Genomic DNA, 16828 nt, shown 5'->3' on the forward strand with positions numbered 1-16828 from the left:
GGTCCGATTTTGATGCAACGCAGCATCCGGCCCGTCGTCCGCCGCTGGCTCTAGACCAGCGCAAGAATCTCGTCACCGGCCTCGTCGATCTCGCCGGTCGCCTTCCAGCCCAGATGCCGATAGAAGCCATACGAGCGCGAATGCGGGTCCGCCGAGCAGGCCAGGAACAGGCGGGTGTGGCCGGCATCGCGGGTCAGGCTGACGACGTCCTGCAGCAGTTGCCGGCCGATGCCGCGGTTCTCGAATTCCGGCAGCAGGGCCAGTACCAGCACCTCGCCGCTTTCGCGGTCGGCAAAGCAGTAGCCGGCCATCTGCTGGCCCTCGCAGGCAACGCGGCCAATCGAATCGCCATCGGCGATGCCGGCGGCCCAGCTCTCTTCGTTGATGCCCAGTTCGGCCAGTTGCGCGGCGCTGAAGGCATTTTCGCGGGTGCGCCCGCGCAGGTCGATGCAGGCAGCGGCATCATCGGGGAGGGCATCGCGGTAATGGATCGTCATCTGGGAGACCTGTGGTCGAACGGAACCAGATGAGTGTGGACGACTCGGATGGAGATTGGATGGAGACGGCGGCGGTCTTCAATCACTGCCGATGGTGAAGTACTCCGCCGCGAAGTAGCCCAGTTGATAGGCCAGCGTCGCTGCAGCCAGTACCAGCTGCGTGCGCGCGCTGCGCAGATGCCATCCCAGCGCGGCAACGATGAGCATCAGCGCCGTGTGCAACGGGTAGGCATCCCCCAGCAGCCGCCATCGGCTTCCCCCCTTGATCGCGGTGTCCACAAGGTCCAGTAGCGTCAATATCGCGATCACCCCGAAGATCCAGCGTCGCCGCTGCATCAGGTAGTGGCCGTAACTGCCGTAGTCGCGCAGATCGTCGGGAAACAGCAGCGCGCACAGCAGGAACCAGGTTGCGCAGTAGGTGATCACGAACAGATAGGTTTCAAACGTCCAGCGGTGCACTTCGATGAGGCGGAATTCCCACCACCAGAAGGTGACCAGCGACACCAGCGTCCACATCACCCAGCACAGGTGCAGCGCCGAACAGCCACGCCGCTGCGGGTGTTCGATGATCTGCGCCAACCCCTTCAGCAGGGTGGTGATGGACAGGCCGAGGATGATCCCCATCACCACGCGGATATGCAGGAATACCGGTTCGGTGTCCATCGGCCAGCCCCATCGTCGGTTGCGCCGATGCTTGCATGAAAACGGGACGGAGGGGATCAAGTCGTTTGTGGCAAAAAAGACGTGAGCCCCTCCGTCCCCTTTTCTCAACGCCTGCGCTGCACCAGCGCCGAGGCGGCATCCAGCACCGCCCGGGTCAGCAGCGCCATGGTCTGCACGTCACCCTTCCAGTGCTGCCAGTACAGCGGCACGTCCTCCCACGCGCGCTGCCGCACGTACACCAAGCGCCCGGCATCCAGGTGGCGCTTGACCAGCGGCAACGGATTCATCGTCCAGCCCAGCCCGCCGAGATTGGCTTGGACGAAAGCGCGGGTGGAGGGAATCCACCAGGTGGGGGCCGTGCTGGGCAGGTCGGCGCCGGCCATGCGCCGGGCAAAGCGCGACTGCATGTCGTCCTTGCGGTTGAACACCAGCACCGGAGCCTGCGCCAGCGCCTGTGCGGTCACGCCCTTGGCGAAGTGGCGCTCGCGGAACTCCGGCGTGCAGGTCGCGGCGTAGCGGATGCTGCCCAGTGCGTGGATCTGGCAGCCCTGCACCGGCTCGTCCAGGGTGGTCACCGCACCCAGCACGGTGCCCTGGCGCAGCAGCTCGACCGTGTGATCCTGGTCTTCCACCCGCAGGTCCAAGGTGGTGCCGGTGCTCTGCGCGAACTGCTGCGCGGCCTGCGGGAACCAGGTCTCCAGGCTGTCGTGGTTGACCGCCACCGGGATGCTCGCCTGTGGCAGGTCCTCGTCGGCCAAGCCCATGCGGTGCAGGGCATCGTGCTCCAGCAGGGCGGTCTGCTCGGCCAGCTGCACCAGCAGCTGGCCCTCTGCGGTAGCGGTTGCCGGGGTGCCCCGTTTGACCAGCAGGCGGCCGATGCGGTCTTCCAGCGCCTTGACCCGCTGCGAGATGGCCGAGGGGGTAACGTTGAGCGACTGCGCGGCACGGTCGAAGCTGCCTTCGCGGATCACCGCAGCCAGGGCCCGCAGCTGGGCATGGTCGATGCGCATGGCAATTAAGCTCCGCTAATGTTGGTTTAGTAAGTTTAGCTCGTCTTTTCTATGTTGCGGCGCGACAATGGCGCCCGTTCCGGTGCTGTCCGCCTTCGCGAGGCACCGCTCCCCCCAAAGCAAGACAAGGTAGTGAATCCCATGTTCTCGGTCATCTCCGCCAGCACCGGCCTCGGTGCCTGGTTCAGTGGTGCGGCTACCGGCGTCGGCCTGTTTGCCGTGGTCGGCGCCCAGAGCGCCTTCATCCTGCGCCAGGGCATCCTGCGCAAGCACATCGTGCCGGTGGTCGCCACCTGTGCGGCCATCGATGCGATCTTCATCTTCGCCAGCGTGGCCGGCCTGCGTACGCTCACCACGGCGCTGCCGTGGCTGACCACGGCCGTCCTCTGGACCGGCGTGGCCTTCCTGGCCTGGTATGCGATGAAGTCGGCGCGCCGTGCGATCGCCGGTGGCGGCGGTATGGGTGAGGCCGACAGCGATGACGGCAGCCGTCGCTCGGTGCTGCTGGCCGCGGTCGGCTTCTCGCTGATCAACCCGCACTTCTGGCTGGACATGATGGTGATCGGCTCGATCGCCGAGAACTTCGGCAATGCACGCATGGCCTTCGCGGCCGGCGTGGTCACTGCCAGCTGCCTGTGGCTGACCGCGCAGGGACTCGGCGCGCGCCTGCTGGCACCGCTGTTCACCAAGCCCAGCACCTGGCGCGTGCTGGACGGCACCATTGCGGTGATCCTCAGCATCCTCGCCCTCACTCTGGCCGTGCGCGGGGTCCATTGACCCGGCGCACGCCCCCCGAACCCACGTCCTGACTCTCTCTCCAAGGTAGTGGTAACAACGGCACCGGCAACGGTGCCGTTGTTTTTTGTGCCCACTGGCGGGGCGGCCGCTGGCCTGCCTAGAATCGGCCAGCCGGGACAAGGCGTCCAGGCGCAAGGGGGGAAGGATGCGCAGGTATGGGTTGGCCGCCATCATCGTGGCAGGGATGTCGTGGGGGACCGCTGCTGCGGTTGATCTGGACGCTTACGTGCGACCGGACAAGTTCGAGGATGTGATCCTGTCGCCCAGCGGCGACTACCTGGCCGCGACCGTGCCCGGTGATGGCTTCACCGCGTTGATCATCCTGCGTACGGACGACAACACGCCGGTGGGTAGCCTGCGGCCGCCACGCAATTCCCATGTCTTCGACATGCACTGGGTCAACAACGATCAGGTGATGTTCGGCTTGGCCCAGAAGTTCGGCACCCGTGATGCGCCCTGGGCCACCGGCGAACTGCTGGCGCTCGACGCGCGTACCGGGCGTACGGACGTGCTGGTCGGCTACCGCAGCCTGGGACTGCGCCTGCGGCCCAGGTACCACAGCGAGGCAGCGGCGTTCCTCAGTGACGCCCTGCCGGGCGACGATGGCCAGGTGGTCATTGCAATGGGCGGGTCGCGCCTGGACGCCAATGGCTATGCAGCCCGGCTCGATCTCGCTACGGGCAAACAGCGCATCCTGGCCCGTGCGCCGGTGCCGGCGTCTTCCTACACGATCGACCCCAAGGGTGACGTGCGTTTCGTGCGTGGCACCGGCAGCGACAACGGCAGCCGTCTCTACCACCGCAACGGTGGCGAATGGGCGCTGGTGAATGATGAAACGGCCAGTGGCCGCATCGAGGCGGCACTCGGTTTTTCCGCCGATGGCCAGCTGGCCTACCTGCAGAGCGAGCAGGCCAGTGGGCCTGATGCCATCGTCAGCTGGAACCCGATCACGCAGGAACGCAGGGTTGTTCTGCGCGACGATGTGGTCGATCCGGCACGGGTGATCCGCCGTCCAGGCAGCAGGGTGCCGATCGGCGCACTGTTCCTGGGCGATACCCCGCGCACCCGCTTCTTCGATGAAGCATCGGCCGAAGCGCAGCAGTACCGCAGCCTGGAGGCGGCATTTCCCAGGCGGGCGGTGTTCATCACCTCCAGCACCCGTGATGGACGAAAGCTGCTTCTGGAAACCTGGTCAGGCGCCAATCCGGGCGAGTTCTACCTTTATGACGTCGACCGCAGACAGGCGCGCTTCCTGCTGGCGCGCAGCGAATGGATCGATCCGGCTACGACCGCATCGGTGCGGTCCATCAGAGTGAAGGCACGCGATGGACTGGACCTGCATGGGTTCCTGACCGTGCCGCACGGCAGTACAGGCCGCGACCTGCCGATGGTGGTGCTGCCGCATGGGGGCCCCATCGGCGAGTTCGACGACGGCCGTTTCGCGCACGAGACGCAGTTGCTGGCAGCGGCCGGCTATGCTGTGCTGCAGGTGAATTTCCGCGGATCCGGCAACTTCGGCCGTGCCCACATGCGTGCGGCTGTGCGGCAATGGGGTCGTGCCATGCAGGATGACGTGACCGATGCAACGCGCTGGGCCATCGCCGAGGGCATCGCCGACAGCAAACGCATCTGCATCTACGGTGCCAGCTATGGCGCCTACGCGGCGATGATGGGGCCGGTGCGCGAGCCGGGGCTGTACCAGTGCGCGGCAGGCTACGTGGGCGTCTATGACCTGCCGTTGATGTACACCCGTGGCGATGTGGGCGACAGCCGTTCCGGCGTGGCCTATCTGCAGGAGTGGCTGGGCGATCCGGCCTCGCTGGGTGAGGTGTCGCCAGTTGCGTTGGCGGATCGCATCAGGGTGCCGGTATTCCTGGCCGCTGGTGGTGAGGATGCGCGTGCGCCCATCCTGCACAGCAAGCGGCTGCAGGCCGCGCTGGAACGGGCTGGTACCCCGGTGGAAGCCCTGTACTTCCGCACCGAAGGCCACGGCTTCTACACCCAGGCGCATCGCAGCGAGTACTACGGACGCCTGCTGGCGTTCCTGTCGCGCAGCCTGGGGGGAGCCACCGCACAAACGCAGGCCACCGGTGATGCGGAGAAGGCGCCCTGAGTCTGGCGATGGCGCGCTCGTCACTGGCGCAGCCATCGTCGGCCTGCCTAGAATCGGCAAATCTGGACAGGGTGTCCGGCAGGGAGGGGGAAGGATGCGCAGGACTGTATTTGCCGCGCTGCTGTGCGCGGTGGTGGGCGGGACGTCGGCGGGTACCGGCGGGGTGGACCTGGAGAAGTACCTGAAGCCGGAGTCGTTCTCGGACGTCAAACTCTCGCCGGGCGGCGAATACGTCGCCGGCACCGTACCGCTGGACGATTCCACCGCGCTGATCATCCTGCGCACGTCCGACCGCAAACCCGCGGGTGTGTTCCGGCCACAGGACAAGAACCACGCAAACACCTTTGAATGGGTGAGCAATGACCGCCTGCTGGTCGGCCTGGCCGAGAAGCTTGGCGCGCTGGATACCCCGCAACCGACCGGTGAACTCTACGGCGTCAATGTCGATGGCAAGGGCGGCGAACTGCTGGTCGGCTACCGCGTGCAGGGCCGTGGGCTGGGCACGCGCATCCAGCCGAAGAAGGTGGAGGACGTCGCGGCTTTCCTCACCGACGAGCTGCCCGGCGATGACCGCAATGTACTGATCGCGGTGTGGCCCTTTGCCGATGATCCCTATACCCGCGTGGAGCGGCTGGATGTGGTCAGCGGGCGCCGCGTGCGCGTTTCCGGCTCGCCGGTGCAGCGCGCCAGCTTCACCACCGATCATCAGGGCGAAGTGCGCTTTGCTCACGGCGCTACCTCGGACAACGTCAACAAGCTCTACTACCGCGCTGGGACCAATGCGCAGTGGTCACTGGTCAATGACGAATCGCTGAGCCACCGGGTGGAAGGGGCCATCGGCTTCTCCGAAGATGGTGCACTGGCCTATCTGCAGGTCGAGCAGCCCACCGGGCCCGATGCCATCCTCAGCTGGAACCCGCAGACCGGCGAACGGCGCGAGGTGCTGCGCGATGGCGTGGTCGATCCTTACGCGATCATCTTCCGCCCGGGCACCCGCGTGCCGGTGGGCGCGCTGTATGTCGGCGATGCACCGCGCACCCGGTTCTTCGATGAGAAGGGGGCCGATGCCCGTCAGTACCGCAGCCTTGAGGCGGCGTTCGGCGGCCCGGTGCTCATCACCTCCAGTACCCGCGATGGCGGCAAGGTGGTGGTGCAGACGTGGTCGGGCAGCAACCCCGGGGATTTCTACCTGTTCGACACCCGCGCGAAGGCGGCAGAGCATCTGCTCAGCCGCAGCGAATGGATCGACCCGAAACTGGCCGCCACGGTTCGCCCGTTTGCATTGAAGGCCCGCGACGGCGTGTCGCTGCATGGATTCCTGACATTGCCGCAGGGCAGTGATGGTCGCAATCTGCCAATGGTCGTGTTGCCGCACGGCGGCCCCTTCGGCGTGTTCGATGAAGGCAGCTACACCAGCGAGCCGCAGATGCTGGCCGCCGCAGGGTATGCGGTGCTGCAGGTCAATTTCCGTGGTTCGTCCAATTATGGGCGCGCCTTCGCCCAGGCGGGTGCCAAGCAGTGGGGCGCGGCGATGCAGGACGATGTGACCGACGCCACGCGCTGGGCCATCGCCGAGGGCATCGCCGACAGCAAGCGCATCTGCATCTATGGCGCCAGTTACGGTGCGTACGCGGCGATGATGGGGCCGGTACGCGAGCCGGGGCTGTACCAGTGCGCGGCCGGCTATGTCGGCGTGTATGACCTGCCGCTGATGTTCACTGGGGAGGCGCAGTTGAGCGATTCGGCCATGCTTTGGCAGCGCGATTGGGTGGGTGATCCGAAGACGCTGGGTACCCGTTCGCCGGTGAATCTGGCCGCGCAACTGAAGGTGCCTGTATTCCTGGCCGCCGGAGGCGAAGACCGTCGCGCGCCGATCAAACACACCGAGCGCATGGAGGCCGCACTGAAGGCGGCCGGCGCGCCGGTGGAAAGCCTGTATTACCGCACCGAAGGCCATGGCTTCTACCGGCCCGAGCACCAGCGCGAGTACTACAGCAGGCTGCTCGCCTTCCTGTCACGCAGTCTGGGCGGCAACACCGCCAGCGCCAGCGCCACCGCAGGTGCTGACAAGGCGCCGTAAGGAAATCCAGCCGCAGCCAGCGGACCCGATGCCGGGCAGGGGATGCCCGGCTTCAAGGAGGAAGTGATGAAGCATGCAAAGGTGCTGGCCGCATTGATGGCCATCTGCGGCGCCGCTGGGGTGGAGGCTGCGGAAGTTTCGCTGGACGGCTATGTGCGTCGTGCGGAGTTCAATGACATCCAGCTCTCGCCCACCGGCGAATACATTGCCATGACCTTGCCGCTGGAGGGCGCGACCGCCGTGGCGGTGCTGCGTACCGACACGATGGAGCTGGTCGGCAATTTCCGGCCGCCACGCAACAATCATGCCGCCGAGGTCGACTGGGTGAGTGACAGCCGCCTGCTCATCGGTCTGGCCGAAAAATGGGGGCCGTTGGACCAACCGCGGCCGACGGGCGAACTGTATGCCATCGACGCCAATGGCAAACGCGGTGATCTTCTGGTCGGCTATCGCGCCCGCCCGGATGAGCCCGGCTTCGTGACCGGGCGCGTGGTCGAGCCGGTCGCCGCCTTCCTTGCCGATCCGCTGCCTGCCGACGAGCGCAACGTGTTGATCTCGCTGTGGCCATTTGCCAACGACACCAATACGCGTCTGGAACGGATGGACGTGATCACCGGGCGTCGCATCCCGGTATCGCGTTCACCGGTGCAGCGCGCGACGTTCACCACCGACAATCAAGGGGAACTGCGCTTCGCCCATGGTGCCGCCGCCGACAACGTCAACAAGCTCTACTACCGCGAAGGTCGCGATCATTGGACGCTGGTCAACGACGAAGGCAACAGCCGCCGCATCGAACGCCCGATCGGCTTCTCTGCCGACAACCGCCTGGCTTACCTGGTGGTGGAGCAGGCCCGCGGCCCGGACGCGGTGGTCAGCTGGGACCCGGTCAGCGGAGAGCGGCGTACGCTGCTGCAGGACGATACCGTTGACCCTACCCATGTGGTCTACCAGCCTGGCACGCGCGTGCCGGTGGGCATCCAGTTCGTCGGCGCTGCCACGCGCACGGCCTTCTTCGATGAGCAGTCGCCGACCGCCGGCATCCAGCGCAAGCTTGAAAAGGCGTTTCCAGGGCAGGCGGTGAGCCTGGTCTCTGGCACCCGCGACAACACGCGTCTGCTGGTGAAAGTGAGCTCGGCAACCAATCCCGGCGACTATTTCCTGTACACCACGGCCACCCGCAACGCCGCCTTTCTCACCAGCCGCCATCGCTGGTTTGATCGCGAAGGCGGCGCCAGCGTGCGCCCGGTTACCTTGGCTGCGCGCGATGGCCTGCCGCTGCACGGCTTCCTGACCCTGCCCAAAGGCAGCGATGGCCGCAACCTGCCGATGGTGGTGGTCCCGCACGGTGGCCCGATCGGCGTGTTCGATGACGGGGGTTTCGAGCGCGAGAACCAGTTGTTGGCCGACGCCGGCTACGCAGTGCTGCAGGTCAACTTCCGTGGCTCGGGCAACTACGGCCGTGCACATACCCAGGCGGCTGCCCAGCAATGGGGCCGTGCGATGCAGGACGATGTGACCGACGCCACCCGTTGGGCGATCAGCCAAGGCATCGCCGACAGTGGACGCATCTGCATCTACGGCGCCAGCTACGGTGCGTACTCGGCGATGATGGGCGCCGTGCGCGAGCCCGGGCTGTACCGGTGTGCGGCGGGCTATGTCGGCGTGTACGACCTGCCGTTGATGTTCAAACGTGGCGATATCCAGGATCGTGCGTCGGGCGTGACCTATCTGCAGCAGTGGCTGGGCGACCCGGCCACGCTGGATGCGGTGTCGCCGGTCAATCTGGCGGCGGGCATCAAGGTGCCGGTGCTGCTGGCTGCCGGTCGCGAAGACCTGCGTGCGCCCGTGCAGCACACCGAGCGCATGGAGGCCGCATTGAAGCAGGCCGGCGTACCGGTGGAGGCGGTCTACTACCCGCGCGAGGGGCATGGCCTGTACAGCGAAGCCAACCAGCGCGACTACTACACCCGATTGCTTGCCTTCCTGTCGCGAAGCCTGGGTGGTGGTACGGCATCAGCCGCGACGGCTTCGGGCAAGGCCAAGGCGCCCTGATACAGACGCGGCGGCAACCATCGTGGTTGCCACCGCAGTGACCTGCCAATGAGTGTTACTTCACCCCATGCATCATCCGCTTCAACAGCGGCGCAGCGATGAAGGCCAGCACCGCGCAGCCCAGGCCGATCCACATCAGCAGCCAGAACAGGTGCGCATAGGCGCCAGCGGCAGCGGCCATGTCCAGCGTCTCGCCTTCGGGCACATCAATCGCCGCCAGTTTGCCGAACAGCGCAGCCAGTGTTTCCGAGAAGGCTGTCGCGAGGAACCAGGTGCCCATCATCAGGCTCATCACCCGTGGTACCGCCAGCTGGGTCACCGCCGACAGGCCGACCGGCGACAGGCACATCTCGCCGCTGGCCAACAGGAAGTAGGCCAATACCAGCCACCACACGCTGGCCATCTCGCCGGTGGCTCCGACCTGCTGCGCGGCCAGCGCCAGCGGCACGAACGACAACGCACCGATCACCAGGCCCCAGGCCGACTTGACCGGCTTGCCCGGCTCCCAGCCACGGCGGTCCATCCACGTCCACAGCGCGGCGAACGCGGGTGCCAGCAGCACCAGGAACAGGCCGCCCAGGTAGGTCAGCGAACCGGCGGTCTGCGGGATCACCAGGCAGTCGCGCACCAGCAGCACCAGCATCAGCGCGACGATGGCGATGAAGAACATACGCGGCGCGGACGAACCGGGGCGGCGTTCGGACAGGCGCGCGCTGACCACGAAGCCCAGCGGTGCCAGCAGCAGCGAGATGATCGACCACGGCAACGGCGAGCCTTCGCGGATCACCAGTGCCGGCACGATGTCCTTGGTCAGCAGGCGATCAGTAAAGGTCACCCACGAGCCATACGACTGCTCGTACATCGTGAAGAACACCAGTGCCATGAAGATCAGCACCATCAGCGCGATCATCTGCTGGCGCTGCACCGGCGTGCACTTCGTGCCGGTGAACCAGGCGAACCAGACCAGAACGCCGCCCAGTACCACCAGCATCAGCATCAGTGCCAGGCTGATTTCACCGCCGAGCGCGAAGGCGCCGTTGCCGGCCGCCCACATCAGCCAGGCCACCGGCAGCACGCCGATCACCGCGCACAGGTAGATCAGCCATTCGCGCGGCAGGCCCAGCACCTTCTGCTTCAACGTGGCCGGCTGCGGCGGTTCGGCGTGGCCCTGCAGGTATTTCTGGCCCCACAGGAACATCGCCAGGCCGGCGATCATGCCGATGCCGGCCGCACCGAAACCGTATTTCCAGCCGTAGACCTCGCCGAGGAACCCGCACACCAGCGAAGAGAACAGGGCGCCCAGGTTGATGCCGGCATAGAACAGCGAGAAGCCTGAGTCGCGGCGCGGATCGTCCTGCGGGTAGAGCTTGCCGACGATGGTGGAGATGTTCGGCTTGAGGAAGCCGACGCCCATGATGATCAGGGCCAGCGACAGGTAGGTCACTGCCAGCGCCGAGGTGTCGCGCACCACTTCGCCGTTGACCCGGTACGCCGCGTGGCCTTCGAAGGCCATGCCCAGGTGGCCGAGCACCAGCAGGATGCCGCCGAACAGCACCGCCCGGCGCATGCCCAGCCAGCGGTCGGCCAGCATGCCGCCGAACACCGGGATGCAGTACACCAGGCCGCCGTAAGCACCGAGCAGATCCAGCCCGGCCTTGTCGCCGAACAGGTGGTATTTGGTGAGATACAGCAGCAGCAGCGCCTTCATGCCGTAGAAGGAGAAGCGCTCCCACATTTCGGTGAAGAAGCAGACGTAGACGCCCTTGGGATGACCCAGGAAGTCGTCGGAAGCGATAGCAGTGGAATTCATCGCGGAATTATAGGCCTGTGGCCCGACCCGCTTTCAGTAGATCCACGCCATGCGTGGATTGCCGGCCCGGCTTCGGCGATTACAGATACCGCAACCAGGCCAGGTCGCGCCGCCGCGCCTTGAACCGCGCGAACGCCCGCGTAGGCGGATACAGCACTACCGCCAGCGCGCAGGCCACCAGCAGCAGGCCGGCCACCGAGTCCAGTGCATACAGGGAACCGTGGGTCGGGCCCCAGGTCTTCAGCGCGGCCAGGTACAGCAGCTTCAGCACGTACAGGTGCAGCAGGTAGAAGAACATCGGCGCTGCGCCGATATCGGCCAGCGGCCGCAGCGCACGCGCCAGCGGTGGCCACTCGTACAGCCGCAACAGCAGCAGGCCCACGCCCAGGGTCAGCAGCAGGAACTGCAGCGAAGGCGGGTACTTGGTGATGTTGAACACGCTCATCCACGTGCGCAGCGTGGTCTGCTGGAACTGCCAGGGCGCGTCGCCATAGTCGTTGGCGAAGCGCAGCAGGGCGAAAGCGGCCAGCGCGCCCAGCCCGGCCCACAGCAAGCGTTGCCGGCGCTGTTCCGGGTCGCTGCCGGCAGCGAACCACGGCGCCATCAAGTAGCCCAGCGCGATCACCCCGATCCACGGCAGCACCGGGTAAGAGGTGCGCAGTCGCAGCACCCCTGCATCGATCCAGTCGCGCTGGTGCAGCACTTTCCACAGCACCGCCACCACACCGTCGCCCTGCACGCGTACGCCATCCAGCAGGTTGTGGCCAACCACCAGCGCAATCGCCAGTCCCGCCAGCACCGGCCGCGGCAGCCACAGCAGGCCGGCCAGCGCGATCATGCTCAAGCCGATGGCCCAGATCACCTGCAGGTACACCGTGTCCGGCGGCCACTGGAAGGTCCAAGCGAAGTTGACCAGCGTCAGTTCCAGCACCACCAGAAACAGGCCGCGCTTGAGCAGGAAGGCGGCGATGGCGCGGCGCGGGTCAGCCTGGCGCTGGCCGTACAGCCAGGCCGACAGCCCGGTGAGCAGCACGAACACCGGTGCGCACAGGTGGGCCAGCAGGCGGCAGACGAACAGGGCAGGGGACACGCTGGCCGCGTCCATCGGGTCGCTCACCTGGTACTGCAGGAAGAACGTCTCGCGGACGTGGTCGAGCAACATGAGCAGCATCACGGTGCCGCGCAGCTGGTCGATGGAGGCCAGCCGGGGGGAAGCAGAGGAGGGCATGCGGTGAGTGGATGCGGGGCAATGGAAAGTTATAACATAGCGTTTGCCGTGTGCCCACTCAGGCTTTGCCGCATCGGTTGGCTGGCGGTGCCGGTGCGGGCCTCTGCCCCTTCCATGCTCGGCCCCCATCCTTTGGCACGCTGGACTTGCTGTCCCCTGAACGCTAGCGTGGCAGGGATTTTTTGCCAGCAGGGGCTTTCATGAACCATGACGCTGCGCCCAAGCAGCTCACTTTCCGCGCGGTGGTCCTTGCCATCGTGCTGGCGGTGGTGCTGTCGGCCGCAAACGCCTACCTCGGTCTGTTCGCAGGCCTGACCATCGCCACCGCGATTCCCGCCGCGGTCATTTCCATGGGCGTGCTGCGCCTGCTGGGTGGCGGTTCCATCCTTGAGAACAACATCGTGCAGACCGGTGCTTCGGCCGGTTCGTCGATCGCCGCCGGTGTGATCTTCACCATCCCCGCGCTGGTGATCATGGGCTACTGGCCGGACTTCAAGTACTGGTGGGTGCTGGGCATCGCCGGTCTCGGCGGCCTGCTGGGCGTGCTGTTCTCGGTGCCGCTGCGGCGTTCGATGATCGTCGAAGACCCGCTTCCGTTCCCGGAAGGCAAGGCTGCGGCTGAAGTGCTCAAGGCCGGCGAAAACCCCGGCCCGGGTCTGAAGATCCTCGGCCTGTCGGCGGTGATCGGTGCGTTCGTGAAGCTGGCCGCGGAAAGCGGCATGCGCCTGATCCCCGACGCCTGGGCCACCTCGGCCTATGTCGGCAGTTCCAAGATCACCGCGTTCATCGGTACCAACCTGTCGCCGGCGCTGCTGGGCGTGGGCTACATCGTCGGCCTCAACGTCGGCATCGTGGTGGTGTCCGGCTCGATCCTGACCTGGCACATCGCCATTCCGATCTACCAGGCGTTCTTCATGAACACCGATCCGGCGCTGGCCGCCTCGATCGCCTCCGCCTCGTCCACCGAAGCGGCTTTCGCCATCTGGGGCGCGAAGATGCGCTACCTGGGTGTCGGCGCGATGCTGATCGGTGGCATCTGGACCCTGATCTCGCTGCGCAAGTCGCTGCTCAACGGCGTCAAGAGTGGCTTCGCCGCCGCGCGCAAGAGCGGTGGCCCGGTACTGGCGCACACCGAGCGCGACCTGCCGATGAAGTGGATGCTGGTGGCCCTGGTGGTGTTCACCCTGCCGCTGCTGGCGCTGTACCAGGCCATCGTCGGCCAGTGGCACGTGTCGATCCCGATGACCCTCATCATGATCGTCGCCGGCTTCCTGTTCGTGTCGGTGTCGGCCTACCTGGCCGGCCTGATCGGCTCGTCCAACAACCCGGTCTCGGGCATCACCATCTCCACCATCCTGTTCGCGTCGGCGGTGCTGGTGCTGCTGCTGGGCAAGGACGGTCTGCAGCCGGTCGGCGCCTTCGGTGCGCCGCTGGGTGCGGTGGCCGCGATCATGATCGGCGCGGTGGTGTGCTGTGCCGCCGCCGTTGGTGGCGACAACCTGCAGGACCTCAAGGCCGGCTACATCGTCGGTGCCACCCCGTGGAAGCAGCAGCTGATGCTGGGCATCGGTGCGTTCTCGTGCGCGCTGATCATGGCCCCGGTGCTGAACCTGCTGGCTACCGCCTACGGTATCGGCGTCAAGTCGGAGCTGCATCCGAATGCGCTGGCCGCACCGCAGGCGAACCTGATGGCCTCGGTGGCCAAGGGCCTGTTCGGTGGTGAGCTGCCGTGGACCTTCATCGGCATCGGTGCCGTGGTCGGTGCCGCCATCATCGCGTTCGACAGCTGGCTGAAGTCGCGCGACTCGCGCTTCCGCGTGCCGGTGCTCGCCGCGGCGATCGGCATCTACCTGCCCCTGGAACTGATGGTGCCGATCTTCCTGGGTGGCCTGATCTCCTACCTGGTCGAGCGCTTCCACAAGGTGCGCGCCGATGACGAAGAGGGCCGCGACCGCGTGCACAAGCCGGGCGTGCTGTTCGCTGCCGGCCTGATCACCGGTGAGGCGCTGATGGGTATCGCCATCGCCGTGCCGATCGTGGTCAGCAGCCGCGCCGACGTACTGGCCGTGCCGTTCCACCTGCCGGCCGCGCAGTGGATCGGCCTGGCCGTGCTGTTCCTGGTCGGCTGGTTGATCTACCGCACCGGCAAGCGCGCCGTGGCATGACGCCCGCGGGGTCGGATCCCTTCCCGCAGGGAAGGGCTCTGACCCCATGCTGACAGCGTTTGGGGTCAGAGCCGATTCCTGCAGAATCGGATCCGACCCTGGTCTGACAGACCCCGCCCCGGCGGGGTTTGCTTTTTCTGGCGACAGCTCGGCCCCGGCCATGACCGATGGCCTTGGCAGGCCCGGCCGCGCAGGCCTACCATCGGTGTTTTGCCGTCCTGCGGAGACCCCGATGAAACTGCGTCATGCCCTGCTTCCACTGAGCCTGCTGGCTGCCCTGCCCAGCGTCGCCGCTGCCCGTGGCCTGGAAGTCCGCGACATGGTGGCCATGGACCGCGTCTCCGCGCCGGTACTGACCGCTGACGGCGGCACCGTGGTGTTCGCCAAGCGCAGCACCGATGCCAACCTCAAGGCCAGCACCGCCCTGTTCGCGCGCAACCTGCGCACCCGCGATGCGGCGCCGCCGAAGCAGATTACCCCGGCTGGCTGGAACGTCAACTCGGCCTCGCTGTCGGCCAATGGCCAGACCGTGTACTTCCTGAGCGCCAAGAACGGCAGCCAGCAGCTGTACTCGCTGCCGATCACTGGCGGTGCTCCGCACCAGCTGACCGACTTCCCGGTGGACGTTGACAGCTACCACGTGTCGCCGCAGGACGACCGCGTGCTGTTCAGCGCCGGCGTGTTCCAGGCCTGTGCCTCGGACCTGGCGTGCACCGAAAAGAAGCTCAAGGACGTGGAAGGCGCCAAGGCCAGCGGCAAGGTCTTCGATTCGCTGTTCGTGCGCCACTGGGATACCTGGAACGACGGCCGCCGCAACACCCTGTTCGTGGCGCCGCTGCCGGCAGCCAAGGCCGGTGCGGTCAAAGGCGCTTCGGCGCTGAGCGCGACCATCGATGGTGATGCACCATCCAAGCCGTTCGGTGGCAATGACGATTTCGCGTGGTCGCCGGATGGCAGCAGCGTGGTCGCCAGCATCCGCGTGGCCGGCAAGCAGGAATCGTGGTCGACCAACTTCGACCTGTACCGCTTCGACGCTGCCGGCAAGCAGGCGCCGGTCAACCTGACCGCGGCCAACCCGGCCTGGGATGCCGGCCCGGTGTTCAGCGCCGACGGCAAGACCCTGTTCTACCGCGCGATGAAGCGCCCGGGCTTCGAAGCCGATCGCTTCGGCCTGATGGCGATGGACCTGGCCAGCGGCAAGACGCGCGAGATCGCTCCGCAGTGGGACCGTTCGGCCGGTGGCATCGCCCTGTCCGCTGACGGCGCCAGCATCTACACCACTGCCGATGACCTCGGCGAGCACCCGCTGTTCCAGATCGACGTGGCCAGCGGCAAGGCGACCAAGCTGATCGGCGACGGCAGCGTCACCGCTGTCGACGTGGCCGGCAACAGCGTAGCGATCACCCGCAACAGCCTGAAGAGCAACGACCAAGTGCTGGTCGGCCTGCTGCCGGCCGCTGGCGAAGCCATCGGAGAGCTGCGGGCGCTGACCCCGGCCGCTGGCGAGGTGCTGAAGGACGTGTCCTTCGGTGACTACGAGCAGTTCGAGTTCAAGGGCTGGAACAACGACACCGTGCATGGCTATGTGGTCAAGCCGCACAACTACCAGGAAGGCAAGTCCTACCCGGTCGCGTTCCTGATCCATGGCGGCCCGCAGGGCAGCTTCGGCAACGGCTGGAGCTACCGCTGGAATCCGCAGACATATGCGGGCCAGGGCTACGCCGTGGTGATGATCGACTTCCATGGCTCCACCGGTTACGGCCAGGCCTTCACCGATGCGATCAGCCAGCACTGGGGCGACCGTCCGCTGGAAGACCTGCAGAAGGGCTGGAGCGCGGCGCTGAAGAAGTACGACTTCCTCAATGGTGAGAAGGCTTGTGCACTGGGCGCCAGCTACGGCGGCTTCATGGTCAACTGGATCGCTGGCAACTGGAACAGCCCGTTCAAGTGCCTGGTCAACCATGACGGCGTGTTCGACCAGCGCATGATGGGTTACGCCACCGAAGAACTGTGGTTCACCGAGTGGGAGCAGGGCGGTACGCCGTACCAGAAGGCGGCGAACTACGAGAAGTTCAACCCGGTCAACCACGTGGCGGACTGGAAGAAGCCGATCCTGGTGATCCATGGCCAGCAGGACTTCCGTATTCCGGTCGAGCAGGGCCTGGCCGCGTTCACCGCCGCCCAGCGTCAGGGCATCGAATCGAAGTTCCTGTACTTCCCGGACGAAAACCATTGGGTGCTGAAGCCGAACAACAGCATCCTGTGGCATGACACCGTCAACGCCTGGCTGAAGCAGCACATCGGCGAATAAGCGATACCGGCGCTGCCCTTCGGGGCGGCGCCCGGCTTTCCGGTAGTGCCGGTCGCTGGCCGGCAACTGCACGTTGCGACCTACCTACATGGGGTTGCCGG

Annotated in this window: 11 protein-coding genes; 6 read left to right on the forward strand and 5 right to left on the reverse strand. The window is 66.3% G+C overall.

All coding sequences use genetic code 11. The annotated features are described in order from the left end of the window. Positions 1 to 50: 50 nt before the first annotated feature. The 3 genes from ACQ5SA_RS07525 to ACQ5SA_RS07535 all read right to left on the reverse strand — a co-directional run bounded on the left by ACQ5SA_RS07525 (position 51) and on the right by ACQ5SA_RS07535 (position 2170). Positions 51 to 497, reverse strand: a complete 447-nt coding sequence (locus tag ACQ5SA_RS07525) for a GNAT family N-acetyltransferase (protein ID WP_353098487.1) — start codon at positions 495 to 497, stop codon at positions 51 to 53. Between the two features lie 78 nt (positions 498 to 575). After that, positions 576 to 1160 (reverse strand): hypothetical protein, encoded by a 585-nt coding sequence (locus tag ACQ5SA_RS07530; RefSeq protein ID WP_353098488.1) that lies wholly within the window; start codon positions 1158 to 1160, stop codon positions 576 to 578. 104 nt (positions 1161 to 1264) lie between these two features. After that, entirely contained in the window at positions 1265 to 2170 is a 906-nt protein-coding gene (locus ACQ5SA_RS07535) for a LysR family transcriptional regulator ArgP (RefSeq protein ID WP_089239508.1), read from the reverse strand. 141 nt (positions 2171 to 2311) lie between these two features. Here ACQ5SA_RS07535 and ACQ5SA_RS07540 point away from each other — a divergent pair, with 141 nt between their 5' ends. The 4 genes from ACQ5SA_RS07540 to ACQ5SA_RS07555 all read left to right on the forward strand — a co-directional run bounded on the left by ACQ5SA_RS07540 (position 2312) and on the right by ACQ5SA_RS07555 (position 9213). After that, positions 2312 to 2947 carry a LysE/ArgO family amino acid transporter gene (locus ACQ5SA_RS07540; protein WP_165376533.1) on the forward strand — a complete coding sequence of 212 codons (636 nt, stop codon included), beginning with the start codon at positions 2312 to 2314 and terminating at the stop codon, positions 2945 to 2947. Positions 2948 to 3113: 166 nt separating this feature from the next. Beyond that, positions 3114 to 5081 (forward strand): alpha/beta hydrolase family protein, encoded by a 1968-nt coding sequence (locus ACQ5SA_RS07545; RefSeq protein ID WP_499313795.1) that lies wholly within the window; start codon positions 3114 to 3116, stop codon positions 5079 to 5081. A gap of 94 nt (positions 5082 to 5175) precedes the next feature. Further along, positions 5176 to 7161, forward strand: coding sequence for an alpha/beta hydrolase family protein (locus tag ACQ5SA_RS07550; protein WP_499313797.1), 1986 nt, complete (start codon positions 5176 to 5178; stop codon positions 7159 to 7161). Between the two features lie 66 nt (positions 7162 to 7227). After that, positions 7228 to 9213, forward strand: coding sequence for an alpha/beta hydrolase family protein (locus ACQ5SA_RS07555; RefSeq protein ID WP_499313799.1), 1986 nt, complete (start codon positions 7228 to 7230; stop codon positions 9211 to 9213). Between the two features lie 55 nt (positions 9214 to 9268). On the opposite strand, the gene ACQ5SA_RS07560 is transcribed toward ACQ5SA_RS07555, so the two are convergent. Both ACQ5SA_RS07560 and ACQ5SA_RS07565 read right to left on the reverse strand, forming a co-directional pair. Then, complete coding sequence (locus tag ACQ5SA_RS07560) at positions 9269 to 11023, reverse strand: peptide MFS transporter (RefSeq protein WP_499313801.1); 1755 nt, start codon at positions 11021 to 11023, stop codon at positions 9269 to 9271. A gap of 79 nt (positions 11024 to 11102) precedes the next feature. Further along, the gene (locus tag ACQ5SA_RS07565) at positions 11103 to 12251 is read right to left on the reverse strand and encodes an acetyltransferase domain-containing protein (protein ID WP_499313803.1); all 1149 of its coding nucleotides are present in this window, start codon (positions 12249 to 12251) and stop codon (positions 11103 to 11105) included. 200 nt (positions 12252 to 12451) lie between these two features. Between ACQ5SA_RS07565 and ACQ5SA_RS07570 the strand changes: the two genes are divergently transcribed. Beyond that, positions 12452 to 14416 (forward strand): OPT family oligopeptide transporter, encoded by a 1965-nt coding sequence (locus ACQ5SA_RS07570; RefSeq protein WP_499313805.1) that lies wholly within the window; start codon positions 12452 to 12454, stop codon positions 14414 to 14416. Between the two features lie 232 nt (positions 14417 to 14648). Continuing rightward, entirely contained in the window at positions 14649 to 16727 is a 2079-nt protein-coding gene (locus tag ACQ5SA_RS07575) for a S9 family peptidase (RefSeq protein WP_499313806.1), read from the forward strand. Positions 16728 to 16828 lie beyond the last annotated feature (101 nt).

Origin of the sequence: Stenotrophomonas indicatrix (genome assembly GCF_050573115.1) — a bacterium.
Taxonomy (GTDB): domain Bacteria; phylum Pseudomonadota; class Gammaproteobacteria; order Xanthomonadales; family Xanthomonadaceae; genus Stenotrophomonas; species Stenotrophomonas lactitubi_A.